At 46.4% G+C, this 16,072-nt stretch carries 10 protein-coding genes; 5 read left to right on the top strand and 5 right to left on the bottom strand.

What is annotated here, in order from left to right:
- Positions 1-247 precede the first annotated feature (247 nt).
- From ABDW36_RS17450 to ABDW36_RS17435, 4 genes are read left to right on the top strand one after another with little or no spacing between them, the layout of a single operon-like run.
- On the top strand, positions 248-3,466 hold the full coding sequence (locus ABDW36_RS17450; protein WP_343703210.1) for a TonB-dependent receptor: 3,219 nt from the start codon (positions 248-250) through the stop codon (positions 3,464-3,466).
- 24 nt (positions 3,467-3,490) lie between these two features.
- The gene (locus tag ABDW36_RS17445; RefSeq protein WP_343703209.1) at positions 3,491-5,134 is read left to right on the top strand and encodes a RagB/SusD family nutrient uptake outer membrane protein; all 1,644 of its coding nucleotides are present in this window, start codon (positions 3,491-3,493) and stop codon (positions 5,132-5,134) included.
- A gap of 10 nt (positions 5,135-5,144) precedes the next feature.
- Positions 5,145-5,843 carry a DUF1080 domain-containing protein gene (locus ABDW36_RS17440; protein ID WP_343703208.1) on the top strand — a complete coding sequence of 233 codons (699 nt, stop codon included), beginning with the start codon at positions 5,145-5,147 and terminating at the stop codon, positions 5,841-5,843.
- A 24-nt stretch (positions 5,844-5,867) separates the two neighbouring features.
- The gene (locus ABDW36_RS17435; protein WP_343703207.1) at positions 5,868-7,211 is read left to right on the top strand and encodes a Gfo/Idh/MocA family oxidoreductase; all 1,344 of its coding nucleotides are present in this window, start codon (positions 5,868-5,870) and stop codon (positions 7,209-7,211) included.
- A gap of 233 nt (positions 7,212-7,444) precedes the next feature.
- Here the strand turns inward: ABDW36_RS17435 and ABDW36_RS17430 are convergent, their stop codons facing one another.
- From ABDW36_RS17430 to ABDW36_RS17415, 4 genes are all read right to left on the bottom strand, one after another.
- Positions 7,445-8,359: an IS481 family transposase gene (locus ABDW36_RS17430; protein WP_343703206.1), complete on the bottom strand. Its 915-nt coding sequence runs from the start codon at positions 8,357-8,359 to the stop codon at positions 7,445-7,447.
- 59 nt (positions 8,360-8,418) lie between these two features.
- The gene (locus tag ABDW36_RS17425; protein WP_343703205.1) at positions 8,419-10,980 is read right to left on the bottom strand and encodes a DEAD/DEAH box helicase family protein; all 2,562 of its coding nucleotides are present in this window, start codon (positions 10,978-10,980) and stop codon (positions 8,419-8,421) included.
- Positions 10,981-10,984: 4 nt separating this feature from the next.
- Positions 10,985-13,036: a site-specific DNA-methyltransferase gene (locus tag ABDW36_RS17420; protein WP_343703204.1), complete on the bottom strand. Its 2,052-nt coding sequence runs from the start codon at positions 13,034-13,036 to the stop codon at positions 10,985-10,987.
- Positions 13,037-13,484: 448 nt separating this feature from the next.
- On the bottom strand, positions 13,485-13,742 hold the full coding sequence (locus tag ABDW36_RS17415) for an Arm DNA-binding domain-containing protein (protein WP_343703203.1): 258 nt from the start codon (positions 13,740-13,742) through the stop codon (positions 13,485-13,487).
- Between the two features lie 369 nt (positions 13,743-14,111).
- Here ABDW36_RS17415 and ABDW36_RS17410 point away from each other — a divergent pair, with 369 nt between their 5' ends.
- Positions 14,112-15,458, top strand: a complete 1,347-nt coding sequence (locus tag ABDW36_RS17410) for a phage integrase SAM-like domain-containing protein (protein ID WP_343703202.1) — start codon at positions 14,112-14,114, stop codon at positions 15,456-15,458.
- A gap of 89 nt (positions 15,459-15,547) precedes the next feature.
- Here ABDW36_RS17410 and ABDW36_RS17405 read toward each other — a convergent pair whose 3' ends face one another.
- A complete protein-coding gene (locus ABDW36_RS17405; RefSeq protein WP_343703201.1) occupies positions 15,548-15,826 on the bottom strand; it encodes a helix-turn-helix domain-containing protein in 279 nt (92 codons plus the stop codon).
- Positions 15,827-16,072: the final 246 nt, after the last annotated feature.

Below are 16,072 nucleotides of genomic sequence, written 5' to 3'. Positions count from 1 at the left end.
GGCCGGACCTGTAGCACAAATAAGGAATTCCTTACGGTTCATGTATGGAAAATGCATTGTATCACGCAATAGCAATGGCTATGCCTATGCACAAAAAAACGGGAAATGTTAGGACCATTCCCCGCTTGGATGATTGCTGATACAACTTGAACCGTTGTTATCAACAATACTCAACCAAAGTAAAAGTATGAAAAAAAAATCCATTCTGCCTGCATCCCTGTGGTGCCGGCCCAAAATTCCACTTGCTATGAAGCTTTCTGCATTTCTTACCTTTTGCTGTATCCTGCAGGCGAATGCATCGGTCGTATTCTCGCAGCATACCAAACTGACCGTCAAGGTCAAAAACGGCACCCTGGATTCCGTGTTCAGGGTGATCGAAAACAACAGCGATTATTCCATTTTTTACAAACAGGGCCAACTGGATGTAACTAAAAAAATCAACCTGAACGCAATCGATTGTGGAGTGGAGACGGTCCTCACGGAAGCGTTAAAAGGTACCCATACCACGTTTACCATTGCCGACCGGCACATCGTCATCATCCCGGATAGCCGCGCCAACGCCGGTACATCCGCCGGCCGTTCCGCCGCCGCCGCCGACATCATCGTCAAAGGCACCGTTACCAGCCGGGAAGGCCAGCCTTTGCCCGGCGTAACGATCATCATAAAGGGCAGCAGCACGGGTGCGATCACCAATGAGCACGGACAGTTCTCCATAAAAGTTCCCGATACCCAGTCCATCCTCGTGTTTTCCTTCATCGGCTATCTTCCGCAGGAAGCGCCGGTAGGCCATAAAACCAGTCTCTCGATCATACTCGAGGAAGATCGCCGGAAGCTCGATGAAGTGGTGGTGATCGGTTATGGCGCCGTCCGGAAAACCGACGTAACCAGCGCCATCACGAGCGTATCCGAAAAGGACTTTAACCGCGGCGCCGTGGTGTCGCCCATGCAATTGATACAAGGCAAGGTGCCTGGTCTCGTGATCGTCAACAACCAGGGGATGGACCCTAACGGGCAACCGTCTGTACAGCTCCGTGGCATCTCCTCGGTGAAAGGGAGCGGCGGCCCCCTGATCGTGATAGACGGGATTCCCGGCGGCAACCTCAACAACCTTTCCCCGGAAGATATCGCCTCCATGGACGTGCTCAGGGATGGTTCTGCCGCGGCCATCTACGGCACCCGCGGCACCAACGGCGTGATCATCATCACCACCAAACGCGCCAGGAACGGCGCCGCCACCGTGAACTACGATGGATATGCCTATACCGACCAGGTCAACAAATTCCCCCGCGTACTCACCGCGGATGAATACCGCGCATATGCCGAAGAGTACAAACGGACCAACCCTACCTTCGTGCTCAATGACGGCGGCGCCAACACAGACTGGTTCAAGGCGCTGGTTAAAAAGCCCCTCAGCCAGGTGCATAATGTTTCTGTATCCGGCGGCACGGACAAATCCAATCTCCGCGCGGCCGTATCGTACCGCGACCTGAACGGGATCGCCATAGGCACCTGGAGAAAGATCGTGAATACACGGTTGAGCTTCACCCAGAAAGCCATCGACGACAAACTCACCATCCAGGGTAACTTCGCTACCTCCTTCCTCCATTATAATAAAACGGATAATTCCATTTTCGGGGATGCGGTGGGCCGTAACCCAACATTCCCGGTCTTTAATCCTGACGGTTCCTACTTCGAAGACCCGGTAGACCGCACGGGCAACCCCTACGCCAGGCGTATGCAGTCCACAGACGGCGAAAGGATCAAACACATCAACGGTAGCCTGAAGGGCATCCTCAATCTCGCTCCCGGCCTTAATGTCAGCGGCTTTTTCGCCATGCAGCGACGGGACGTGATCTCCTACTATTATCAATCCCGCGATGCATGGACGAGCAAGATCAACGGCCAGAACGGGAACGCCAGCCGCAGCACTTCATTTGACTACGACAAGACGTTCGAGTATACCGTTGACTACGCCAAAACAATCGGCAAGCACAGCATCACCGGGCTGGCGGGCTACAGCTACCAGGATTTTATGTCGGAAGGTTTCAACGCCTCAAACCAGAACTTCCTCACGGATGCCATGAGCTACAATAACCTCGGCGCCGGGCAGGCTTTTAAAGCTACGCCGGGTACAGGTTCCGACCTGGGCAGCAGCAAAAGCTCCAGCAAGCTGATCGCTTTCTTCGGAAGGGGCATTTACAATTACGGCGACAAATACCTGCTGACCGCCTCCGTACGCCGCGAAGGCTCCTCGAAGTTCGGCAAGAATAACAAATGGGGCTGGTTCCCGGCGGTGAACGCCGGCTGGCGCATCAGCCAGGAGCCTTTCTTCACCAAAGGTTTCGTGGAGGATCTGAAAATACGCGCCGGCTACGGTGTTACCGGCAACCAGGGGCTGGGCTCCTACGCTTCCCTGCAAACGCTCACCACGGGCGCGCAGTTCCTTTGGAACGGCGTGTTTACACCTACCTACGGCGCGTCCAACAGCTCAAATCCCAACCCGAACCTTCGCTGGGAAAAGAAAACGGAATACAACTTCGGGGTAGATTACACCTTCCGCAACAGCCGCATATCGGGTAGCCTGGACGTCTACAACCGCGTAACCTCCGACCTGCTCCTGGACGCCACCGCGCCGGTGCCTTCGCTCATTGCACAAACCAGCGTGGTTAACCTCGGCGTGATCCGCAATACAGGGGTGGAACTGGGGTTGAATACGAACATCATTGAGCGCAAGAAATTCTCCTGGACCAACAGCTTTACGTTTTCCTACAACGAAAACAAACTGGTGTCCACTTCCTATGGGGCCGCCAACAGCGCGCCGGTAGATCACTACGGTCTTCCGAACAACATGGGCAACGCTTTCCGCCGCCAGGCCGGCCAGTCTATCGGCAACTTCTACGGCAAAGTGTTCAAAGAGTTCGACGACAGCCAGGGGCCGGGTAAAAACCAGTGGGTGTTCTACACCCATGCGGAAGATCCTTCCCTGGATGCGCAAGGCAAAAAGATCATCGGCAACGGGCTGCCCAAGATGTTCATGAGCATGAGCAACAACTTCTCCTACGGCCGCCTGGACCTGTCGATTTTTTTAAGGGGCAGCTTCCTCTTCGATATCCTCAATATCACGGATATGGTGTATATGAACAAAGTCCGTTTCTCCGACAACTTCCTGAAAAAAGCGCTGGACCAGCCGATCAACGGTTCGTACGCATACTCTGATTACTTCCTGGAGAAAGGGGATTTTGTGAAGCTGGACAACCTCACGCTGGGCTACAATTTCAACACCAGCAAGATCAAGTACCTGCGCAAGGCCCGCCTGTATGTATCCGGCCAGAACCTGCTGACGTTCACCAGCTATAGCGGGCGCGATCCGGATATTGAAGTGAACGGGCTGGAGCCGGGCCTCGGCACCATGAATTTTTATCCGCGTACCCGTACCCTTACGGCAGGCGTCAACCTTGGATTTTAAGCCATCACCAGTAAAAAATCAAACATGAAAAGCACGTTTCAACATATACGGCAAAAACGCTCCGGTTTATGGATGGCAGGCATTTTGGGCTGCGCGGCCAGTATCGGGATGAGCGGCTGCACCAACCTCGACGAGAAGGTATACAGCAGCGTTACCAAAGAATCCTTCTTTAATTCGAAAGAAGAGGTGATCGCCAACTATATCCGTCCATATTCCCATATCGTGGGGAGCTACCAATACCGCATCTGGCACCTGAATACCCTGACCACCGACGAGGCGGCCATGCCGTACCGCGATGGCACCCCGCCCGCGGACGGGGGAGATCAGATCGTCGGAATGCACTGGCATACCTGGACGCCCGACGACTCGGAAATTAAGAACACCTGGGATGCGATCTATCGCGGCGTAGGTCTCACCAACTCCACGCTCGAAAACATGGAGTTCGTCAATTTCCAGAAACTGAACGTAGGCCTGGACAAGGAGATGGTGCTTGCGGAAATGCACTGCTACCGCGCCTGGTACTACTGGCTGCTGATGGATATGTGGGGCAATATCCCCATCTCCGAAAAAGTGGGAGAACCGATGTATCCGGAAACGAGGCCCCGGAAAGAAGTATTTGCCTACATCGAGAAGGAAGTATTGAACAACGTAGACAAGCTGCTCGACAAGGGCGCTCCCAATACCTACGGGCATATGACCAAGCCCGCCGCCTGGGCGCTGCTCGCCAAGCTGTACCTGAACGCGCAGGTATACGGCGGCACGTTGACGGAGAACGGCCTGCAGCCCGGCCCCGAGCGCTGGGACGATTGTATCACCTATTGCGACAAGGTGATCAACTACACCACCGGCGGCGGTTACCAACTGGACGCCAATTGGAACGATCCGTTCAAGATCAAGAACGAGCTGTCCAAGGAAAACATTTTTGTGGTGGTGTACGATACGGCTTATGCAACGGAAATGAGATGGAACTACAAGGTGCTGCACCAGGAGCACCAAAAAACCTATGGTTTCTCCTGGACGCCCCAGAACCGTTTTATGACGCATAATAACTTCTTCGGCCTTTTCGGCGCCACGGATAAACGTAAGGCGCAATGGCTCTATGGCCCGCAGTTCGCGGCGGACGGGGTGACGCCGCTGAAATGCCTGAGCGGCGCGCAAAAAGGCAAGCCGCTGGTGCTGGACCCGTACTTCGTGAACGCTCCCGGCGATACCGCCACCATGCTCACCGCCAAGGAGTTCCATGGCGCGCGCAACGTGAAGTTCGAATTCCAGAAAGGAAGCAGGATCAGCCACATGAGCAACGATGCGCCGGTGTATCGCCTTTCGGACGTAATGATGATGAAAGCGGAAGCCATCATGCGCAAAAACGGCGGTACGGCTACGCCGGAAGCGGTCAACCTGGTGAATGCCGTACGTAAAAGGGCCTTTGCCGCCGGAGACCCGAAAGCGGAGTATACCGTTGCCACCCTCACGCTGGACGAGCTGCTCAATGAAAGAGCCCGCGAATTCGCCTGGGAAGGATGGCGCCGGAACGACCTGATCCGCTTCGGCAAGTTTACCAACCCGGGATGGGATAAAAAACAATCGGAGCCCTGGCGCATCGTATTCCCCATTCCCAACAACACGCTCAGCGTAAACCCGAACCTTAAACAGAATCCTGGCTATTAAATCTATCTGAATGAAAAAAATAATGTTGTTATTGACGGTTTGCACCTTCTGCACGATGGTGGCTGTTGCACAAAAGCCCGTGCTGACCAGGAAAGAGAAGAAGGCGGGATGGCGCCTGCTGTTCGATGGAAAAACGACCTCCGGCTGGAAAGCCGCCAATGGAAAGCCTTTCCCCAATAAGGGGTGGGCCATCAAGGACGGCGTTCTGCAAACGGATCCCGCCAGCGGTCACGGTGGAGACATCGTGACGGAAACGACCTACCGGGATTTTGAACTATCGCTGGAGTTCCGTATTACCAAAGGCGCCAACAGCGGGATAAAGTATTATGTGCTGCCCAACAGCTCGCTTGGGCTCGAATTCCAGGTCATCGACGACCAGGTGCATCCCGACGCTAAATTGGGCAAGGAGGGGAATCGTACCCAGGCGGCGTTGTATGACCTTATCGCGCCGTCGTCCGCCAAAATGAACAAGCCGGTGGGGGAGTGGAACCATGCCCGTATCATTTCCAGGGGTGCGCATGTGGAGCATTGGCTCAATGGCGTAAAAGTACTGGAATTTGAAAGAGGCAGCGCGGCGTTCAAGGCGCTGGTGGCCGGCAGCAAGTACAAAAACATCAAGGGATTTTCCGAGGTTACGGAGACGCCGGTCCTCTTGCAGGAGCATGGCGATGCGGTGGCATTCAGGAACATTAAAATAAAAGCATTGTAATCATCTCAAAATATATTATCTGATATGGAGAATTCACGGAGAGATTTTATCAAAAAACTGACGACAGGGTCTGCCGCCGTAGCATTCGGCGGTCTGGGCCTCGGGTTTTCAGCGAAGAGCTATGCCCGTATCGTAGGGAGCAACGAAATGGTAAGGGTGGCCCTGATGGGCTGTAATGGCCGCGGTTCTTTCCTGGCCCGCGCATTTACCCAGCAGAAGAACACGTCGGTACACTACATCTGCGACGTTGATCCGAAGGCGATCCAGAAAGGGCTCGCGGCGGTCAGGCGCGCAGGTGGCAGCAACGACCCTAAAACGGAAGAAGATTTCCGCAAGGCGCTGGCCGACAAAGACGTAGACGCGCTGGCGGTGGCGGCGCCTGACCACTGGCACGCGCCCGCAACGATCATGGGCTGCCAGGCAGGGAAGCACGTGTATTGCGAAAAACCGCTCAGCCATAACCCCAACGAAGGGGAACTGGCCATCGCCGCGGCCCGCAAATACAAGCGTATCGTACAGATGGGAAGTCAGCGCCGCTCCTGGCCCGTACTGACGCAAGGTATCCAGGAGCTGCACAATGGCGTTATCGGCAACGTGCATATGGCGAAAGCATGGTATACCAACAACCGCGGGTCCATCGGCAAAGGCGTACCGGCAACTCCGCCGGCCGGCTTCAACTACGACCTCTGGCAAGGCCCTGCGCCCCGCAAGCCTTTCCGCAGCAACCTGATACACTACAACTGGCATTGGTTCTGGCATTGGGGCACCGGTGAAGCGCTGAATAACGGCACCCACGAAATTGACGTGATACGCTGGGGCCTGAAAGCCGATTATCCGCTGCTGGTCAATTCCACCGGCGGCAGGTTCCACTACCAGGATGATTGGGAAACGCCGGATACGCAGCTGATCACCTATAACTGCCCCGGTAACGTAACGGTGCTGTGGGAAGGCCGCAGTTGCAACGGCCGCCTGGTAGAAGGCGCCGACCGCGGCGTAATATTCTATGGCGAAAGCGGCAGCATGAGCACCGGCGGCAACAGCTACACCATTTACGACCAGAAGAATAAAATTGTGAAGGAAGTTAAATCCGATGCGGTGATTGACGGGCGGAATACGGCCAGTCCAAGCGAAGGGCTGGACGCCATCCACATCACCAACTTCATTGACAGCATCCGGCAAAACAAAATGCCGAACGCCGATGTGGAAACGGGGCATAAGAGCACCTTGTGGGTACAGCTGGGCAACATCGCACAGCGGGTGGGGCATACCCTGAACATAGACCAACGCAACGGTCATATCCTGAACGACAAGGAGGCTTCCAAATATTGGAGCCGCCAATACGAACCAGGTTGGGCGCCGAAAGTATAATGGAGCAAACACAATAGAGAGACGAGGCGTGGGGGAATTTTCCTTCACGCCTTTTTTTGTCACTTCCCGTAAGGGCAGGTAGAAAAATAACATTATGTGAATACTAGGACTACGGTTGACAGAAACAAATATACATCTTGAATTGGATTTAAATTGAAATACATCTTTAAGGGGAAGGCGCTGCTGCCGCGCCATTCCCCTTGCCCCATCCCGGCAAGGGTTTCAAACAATGGTTAAGTTTTAGATTGTAATCGTTCTCTAAGTATCTCGTAGGGTGTTTTGCCCTTCAGGGCAGCATTAGGTCTATGGCAGTTATAGAAGTTCTCCCATTCCTGCAATTTCTTATTAATGTCGATGTCACCTGTGTATTCGAGCAACTGGTAAAACTCTTGTTGATCGGTCAAGTGAGACCGTTCCACCTTGCCGTTTAAATGTGGGCTAGCTTTTTTGATGTAGACATGCCGGATGCCCAAATCTTCGCAATGCCAGTGAAATTGGGCCTGAAATTCGTGTCCGTTGTCGGTTTGAATAGTATGAATCCGGAATGGGAATTTGTTCCGTATATAGTCTACAAATTGAATTGCGCAGCTTTGATTATGCTTGTTATATATTTTCAATGCCCGAGCTCGTGTCGCATCATCAATTGCTGTGTACTGAAAGCGCTTAACTTCTTTCCCGGAGGATTTATCAGTAAACGATAGAAATTTGACGTCTACCTGGATCCTATGCCCCGGCACCTGCTTTTCGTATCTTTTAAATTGCTCCATGGATCTTTTCCGCTGATTCCGCGGTAGTTTATTCAGACCATTTCTTTTAAGAACATTATATACTCCCGCTGGAGAAACGGCAATATTGTGGTAACGCTTCATGTACCAAGATATCCGCAATTGCCCTAAATGGTAGGTAGTTCTTAAGTGTATAATTTGCGCTTCAATATCAGCCGCAATACGCAGCTTCGGATTTTCAGGACAAGGCTTACTATTAATTAATGCGTTTTCTCCCTCACTTTCATAGTCTTTCTTCCATTTATAGTAGGTTTCCCTGGATATGCCAAAGTAGCGACAGGTTTTTGATACATTTCCCGACTCCTGGCCGTGTTGAATTATTCTAAGCTTTCTGCGAATATCCGATAGTTCCTTTGGACTCATTATATAGACATTTGATTGACAAGATAAAAACTGTCAACCAAAGTCATGATTTCCATATTTTATGGGTTTAATGTAGCATCCAATGTGGTTTTAAATTCATTTTCGTTTGCATAGTTGTAAAACGGAGAAGCTGTAATTAAGTATTTATCCGTATAAATTTTGATAGTCTTTTGTTCGGTTCTGATTTCATTCAAAAAGTCTTCTTTCCACTTATCATTGGCTGCTAAATGTGTTCCTTTGGGTTCTATGAATACCTGGAAAGTCATTTGTTCTCCGTCTCGTTGTTTGCAGAATAATAAAAAGTCTGGTTCAAAGGCCCGTCCGTATTTGTCAAATATTTTGACCTCCCGTTCGTTTCGAATCAAATAAATGTTCTCAAACTTGTGCATTAGACCTTCAAGTTTTCTTGCAAACAATTCTACGAACTTCTTTTCCTCACTTGTTCCATAATTAGCGTTATAAACATACCAAGGCTCCTTTGCCACCAAAGTTTCTTGCCCATCTGCCCGTTCGCTGTCTCTGTAAACTTTGATTTCTTTATCTTTAAAAACCTGGTGGATAGGCAATTTCATATAGGCTGAACCTTCGTATTCGGTCGAAATGCTCTTAATGTCCGCTTCAATGGTTTGCAAAAGTCCGTTCAGGGCCTGCAAATAATCAAATTGACTGATCTCTTTGAGCCGGTTAGATGTTCCGCTAAAAGTAATTTCCAAACTTGCTAAAAAATACTCGCTGTTAATAAATTCAGAAAGTGACCCTACGCCAGGAAAGTAATGCGATAAACTATCAAAATAAAAAAACGGATTTTGACTTAATGCAAAACGAACAATGTTCTTGGGAATATCGGTCAGCTTTATGTCTTTAGTTTTGATACTCTCTTCATTCAAAGTTAGATTTTCCCTTTCAAAAAAAGCACCTGACATTCTACCTCCTCCTGAAGACAGCGTATGACGATAGTTTGTTCTTGTAACTCCTAAATCGACAAAGGATTTTATATTATTAAAACTCCTGGGCACCTTCTTGTTAAAGAAAACGTGCCCATTTCGGTAAAAATCCGTTCCCTTAAAGTCCGATTTCAAAATGAGCTGCTTCGTTATCAAGTTTTCATCATCCTCATAGATACCCGATTCCACGAGCGCTTTCTTCAGTTCCGAAATGTAACGACTATCTTCTTTTGTATGGTAATAAAGTTCTTCCAATATTTTCATGTCATTGGAAATATCATCATCATATTTTCGAGTGTATTTATCTTGTCCTTCTTCCAAGGCAAACGGATAATATCTTGCACCACGTCCAATTAACTGTGCTTCTGAAAGTGTGACTTTTCCTGGCTTTCCATCCTTCTCGTCGCGGTCTTCGTATAGGCGAACTATATCAAACAAATTCAAAACGTCCCAACCCTCATTCAATTTCTGAACGGCAAAAACGGCTCGAATTGGATTGTTTTCATCTTCCAATGTATTGAGTAAAATCTGGTTTTGCTCCGCCTCTGTATCATTATTGGCACTGAGGCAATTTTCAAGTCGAAAATTGGTTTGAATTCGTTTTACAATGTCGTTGGCAGAAAGACCTTTAGATTCAAAAAACTTAAATGCTTTTTGAACGATTGAAACAGTAGAAGTTTTTTTTATTTTCTCCACCATTGCTATCGAAAACTCATCAATCAGTTTATGGAAATTCTCTTTATTTTGCTCGGATTCCCTAATTGTTTTTTTTGCCTTGAACAGAATTACGGGCTTTAAATTGATATTATTTGAAGTGGCTAATTCCTGACGATACAAATTTATAATCAGAGCTTGTATGATCCGATCCCGCTCGTCATATAGAGACCGAATAAGATTGATTTCTTTGGAATACTTATCAATCCTAAATTGGGCAAGATCATATTTGAAAATAACCTTGTCTTGATACTTGTTTACAATTTCCTGGCTTTCATAGTCTAAGGTCGCCGTGAATTCTAAAAGTACATTCTCGAAATTCTGATTGAGGATTTCCAAAACAGTTCCTTCCCAGCTGCCATATAAAGCCCCGTTGCTTTTGGTGGCTGAGCTTAAGTGGTGAGCTTCGTCCGCAATCAATACAAGCTTCTTATCCTTAAAATCCTCATAGGTTACGCTGTTTTCTTTGGTATTGTTTAGATCAATATGCAATTGCTGAATTGTGGTAAACTTAATATTAATATTCTGATTGTCAGCTTCCTCAAAGTTGTCAACCTCTTTAATTAGCACTTCTTTTCCGTCAATTACAATTTTGTCGCTAAACAAATATTTTAAAGCCTGTGGATTGACGAAGTTGTTCTTGGTTTTCTGAATGATATTATTACTGTTTACGAAAAACAAGAAATTTTGATACCCCTTTTCATAAAGGTGCAGTATCAAACCTGCCATTATCAACGTTTTCCCACTCCCTGTTGCCATATTATATAGTAAGTGAAACGGCCTGCGTGGCTTGCCTGCAAATTCTTCTGATTGGCAAAGAATAAAACGCTGAAAGGCTTCAATTTGATAGGGCCTCCGACCGAAGCCGGATTTAAGATTATCGGTTATGTGATTGGGAATGGCAACTTGGGCAATGGCTCTTTTACCAAATTCCTGTAACAATATGTCATATAAAAACGCCATTTGCTTAGTCTTTAATTTGATAAAAATCTCTGGTTACTTTCTTTTCTTCTTCGGTGCAGTTGAAATCCTGATCGTTGAGCGAAGAAAGATTTACATAAAGTTGGTTTTTGTCCAATAGTTCACAAAGGTGTCTTTTCTGTTCTTTAAGGCTCAGTTTTTTGAAATCTTCAATGTGCTCTTCTTGTTTTTTTATATCTACATTGTAATTCAGGAATGACTTGGCCTTCATCTGTTCCCAAATCTGTAAAAGCGTTTCCGTCTTTTTTGCTGCTTCAAGCTGCTCTATGAAAGTTTGATTATACTTTTTGAGCTCGATATATACAAAATCGCCCGAGTTGTCTTGTTCAATAATTTTTTGAAGGCGTCTAGAAGTGACAAATTCAATGTAGTCAAGCTGTTCAGTAATAATAAATTGACGGTTTCCATCGTCCTCTTTGTTTAACTCTAGTACTGCATGTGCTGTAGTTCCACTGCCACCAAAAAAATCAAGGACAATATCATTGGCTTGCGAATCAGTAAATATTTCAATTGCATCTTTGACTGTGTAAATTGACTTGGGATAACTGAATAATTTGTTCCCATCAAAAAGTTTTTTCAAAAGCATTGTACCATTTGCCGAGGCATCATATTTTGAATCGCTCCATATAGTTTTAGGTTTTCTGCCTTCTTTAATACGGTCTTTCAGTTGAACTGTATATTTACTCTCGTTAATAACTACGTTAAAATCACCATTTTTTGCTGCTTTTAGGATCGCCTTTCTGTCTGACCATCTCCAAACCCTTCTTTTCCCAAATACATCAACCGGCAAAATTTCTATTATATCTTTTCCATTTTTTTTTAAGAAACTAGCAGGTTCTAAATTTTTCAATTGACCGGAGTCATCAAGCAGTAAAATTTCTTTTGGTTGGTATTCATCCTCTCCACTCCCAATTCGTTCGCCGCCAACTGCTATGATGTTTTTATCCTTTTTTGAATAATATAATGTAAACTCAGAATTGGGTCGTTCCACAGGAGTTGAAGTTCCTCCGCTTCTTCTAAATGGTAAGAATCTATATTTTCCATTATTGTCAGATTTATCAAAATCATCCTCCTGGTCCTCAGTCAATGTCTGGTTATTTACAACTACTTCCGTAATTTTTTTGGCATAGAATAAGGCGTATTCATGACAGGTTGCGAAATGTGAATTAATGGTTCTTCCACGAGGATTGCTTTGAACAACTATAGTTCCAATATAGTTTTCTCTTCCAAGAACATCATCACACAATACTTTTAAATGAGCGTACTCTTCATCATCTATGGCTATACATATTGCTCCGTTATTGTCTAAAAGCTGTCTTGCAACCGCTATTCGGTTTTGCATAAATGTTAACCATGTTGAATGGTTAAATGTGTTGTTGTATTTAAATGTATTTGCGGCCCCACCTGTATTATAGGGAGGGTCAATATAAATGAATTTTACTTTACCTGAAAATTGGTTTTTCAGGGTATGTAAGCATAATAGGTTGTTGCCTTTTATAACTAAATTATCGGAGATTATACCATCCTTATTCCTGTTTATCTGGATCAATGGTTTTTCTCCTTTGGCACTTATGCGTTTGGCATTAGTCAAGATTTTTGGCTCTAACAGTTGGGTAATTTCGTCTTGTGCTAGAATCTCGTTAAAGAAAATTTCTTCTCGCTTGTCTTCTTCTCGGCTTTGCCCACCTTCTAAAATGCAATCCTTAAATGGCCACACTAAAGCCACTTCATTGCGCTGTTTCAGGTATTTGCCGTCAATGGTCAACCCTAGTTTATTTTTGTATTGTGTATAACTGTCGTTCAAATAATTTTTCTGCTCCAAGAATTGAGTAAACAGGTTCTGGTTAAATACCAATGTGCCTTTTACATTCACAAAAAACTTGTCTTTTAGTTCGGCATTGTCGAGCAACAATCCAATCAGTTCTTCATCAAAATTCTGTGCCTTGTTCAGCACTACCCACTTTTTCAGTTCTCCGTTGTCGGTAACGAAGTTGTGTGTTTTTTTCAGTTGTCGCTCTAATGTATCGTATAATTTCATCTATTCTATTTCAAAATTTTTAATCGTCAAATTTGCTTTTTTTCGTCTATGCGTTGACAAAAGTTGTACATTTGGTTCTAAAGCGTCAGTCGTATCTCGACAAAAGCCAATGTGCCATTTGCGGGTTGGCGTTTTTTACAATGACGCATAACCCGTAAATATATGCAAAATCCTGTTAGATGCAAGGATAGCAATACTTTTTTATTTCCCCATGCGAACGAAAGAGTCATACAGATGCAGTAGGCTTTTGAATTTTTTTCAGCTTCTCACTCTTTATGAAGAGTTCCTTCTTTGGTAGTTCATTTCTCGTACCATCCTCTTCTTCTTAACCGTATGTAAAACCTAAAGGTCTTAACGCCATTCTGGTTGTATACCACAATTTTCCCCCAAATGATGTTACATACAGTTTGCTTATATATAATTATAGCCCAGTACCGGGCGGAGCAGATTAGAAAGTTAGGGGATTTATTAATAAAATAGGATTTTTGCGCTCCAGCTGCATGGCGTCCTTTTTTTCCGGGTGCGCTGAGTGATTTACGTTCTCGCGTTCCTGATCCCAGTATTCCGGAAGTATTTTCCGGCCGAGAGAAAATTCAGCCCGTTCCCCGTCTACCGTAATCCTGGCCCAAATAGGCGCCTTGCCGTCCTTGCTTGCTTTCTTCTTCGAGAGGAAGAATAAGATGGAAAGATGTTCGTTAACTTTCATTTCGCACAAGTTCTTAGGTTTTTGAATGTGCCTAAAACCGCTACGCAATCAATGGTAGGGGACCTAATTTACGGTCTTGAAGTAGGTCTCCGAACAGGTCCCCGAACGATCTGATAGACTTTGTGCTTTCTTGTGCGAATTATTCCGTAAAACCCTGGAGTGATGAAGAGTTTAAACGAAAAAGGCGCTATTTCTAGCGCCTTCTGTGATCCCGCTGGGATGTGTAAGGCACTTTTCTTCTTTTCACCGCCTTACATAACACTACAATAACTCTATGATTTTCAATATTCTATAACACCGCTTAGGCTTTAGGTTTACGAACTTTATAAAGGCTGACGCAATTTTTATAGAGTAAATTATAGAGTAACTATGATGCTTCCAATCAAGCCCATTTGCAAAAAGAATTTCACGCGCCGGGACGGCACCAGCATTGTTTTTATCCAGTATTGCCAGTCCATTGACCGCCGCACCCTTCTGAACACGGGAATCGCCATACCCCCGGAGTACTGGAACCGTAAGCGCCTCCGTATTAATGATGACCTTCCCGCGGCATATGGCGCGGTGGCAGACCTCAACGAGCAGCTCCAGAAAAGCCTTAGGAATGCTCAGGATATTGTAAACCATGCGGTAAAGGAAAAGCTGCCAGATACGCTGAATTTCCTCAAAAAGACCTTTCTGCCTGATTTTAACCCGGATTCGCTGGTAAAAAAGGCGCAGCAGGAACTAGCCGCCAGTCCAGTTACAAACCTTGACCTGTCATTTCAGATCGATGATTACATTAAAAGCAAGGCCAGCAAAGTAACTCCCGGCATGCTGAAGGTTTACAAGAACATGAAAGATCACCTGGACGCCTTTCAAGCCTTCCGGGGCAGGAAAATCACTTTCGATTGCTTCGACTATAATTTTTATGAACAGCTTGTTCATTTCCTGACCTACGAATATGTTCAACGCCGCCGCAAAGTGGAGATTAAAGGATTAAAAACCGCTACGGTAGGGAAAACCATCAAGCAACTGCGCATTTTCTTACGTGAGAGGATGCGCCGCAAAATAATTGCCCCTATTGACCTTTCAGACTTCAAAATACTGGACGAAGAAGCAGACGCCATCTACCTTTCATGGCCGGAAATAGCCCGCATATACCATACTGATTTAACAGATTATCCTCACCTGGTTAAATACCGCGATCTGTTTGTTTTGGGGTGCCTAACCGGGCTAAGGTTTTCCGATTTCTCAACCATTCGCCCGGAAGATGTGCGCCAGGGCATGCTCCATAAGAAACAGGGAAAATCTGACCACTGGGTGGTTATTCCATTGCGGGAGGAAGCCGAAAATATTCTGGTGACCAAATTTAAAGGGCATATCCCGGATGTGTGTAACGTGAAATTCAACCTGTACATTAAAGAAGTGGCAAAACTGGCAGGCATCGCAGAATCCATTAAATTTTCGCATAAAAGGGGTAATAAGGATGTGGTAACCGTAAAACCTAAATATAGCTGGGTTACTTCCCATACATGCCGCCGGTCGTTTTGCACGAATGAGTTTCTGGCGGGTACTCCGGCAGAGCTAATTATGAAAATCAGCGGGCATAAGAGCTTACGGGACTTTTATAGATACATACGGATTACACCGGAGGAAGCAGGCCGGAAGATCCGGGAAATATGGGAAGCAAGACAAGACCAGAACATATTGCGCAACACTTTGAAGAAAGCTATTTAAGAAGACCGGGGGCGCTATCGCCGCGCCCCCGTACCCCCAAGGCGGGGGTTTCCAAACAATTCAAACGCATGCGAAGCTCGCCAGTTCCTCTACTTCGTTTTTGAGCCACCGCTTTTCTTGGCTTTCAGCGACTTCACAATGACCGGCATCAACTCCATTATGTCAATTTCAAACGCCGTTGCCAGTGCCAGTAGGTTATCCATCGTTAACAGGTTCGGATTGTGGACACGCCTGTAAAGCGTATTATAATTGGTACCCGTGTCTTTACTTACTACCGTTATCGGTAGAATATCAAAAATATCTGCAAATTGCTTTATTTCGTTTGCCTTTATCAGTGATCTGACGGCGCTATATCGTTTATCCTTCATCTGTGGTTATTTGGCAGATGGAATATAAAACCTAACCTTCATATCAACTATGTATTTATGCCAAAATGAATCTTAAAACTTCTATATTGAAAATTATTTTACCAATTCTGAAATTTTTGTATATTCGTACTGATTTTTAATCTTTGCGCTTGCAGATATTGTAAGCGACTTTGTTCTCTGGCCAGCACCCTTGGAAAGTACACAACCGGAGAACAGAGCGAGGCTCACGTTATTGCGTGGGCTTCC

The organism is Chitinophaga sp. (assembly GCF_039596455.1).
Taxonomy (GTDB): Bacteria; Bacteroidota; Bacteroidia; order Chitinophagales; family Chitinophagaceae; genus Chitinophaga.
This window is presented reverse-complemented; position numbering and strand designations above follow the sequence as displayed.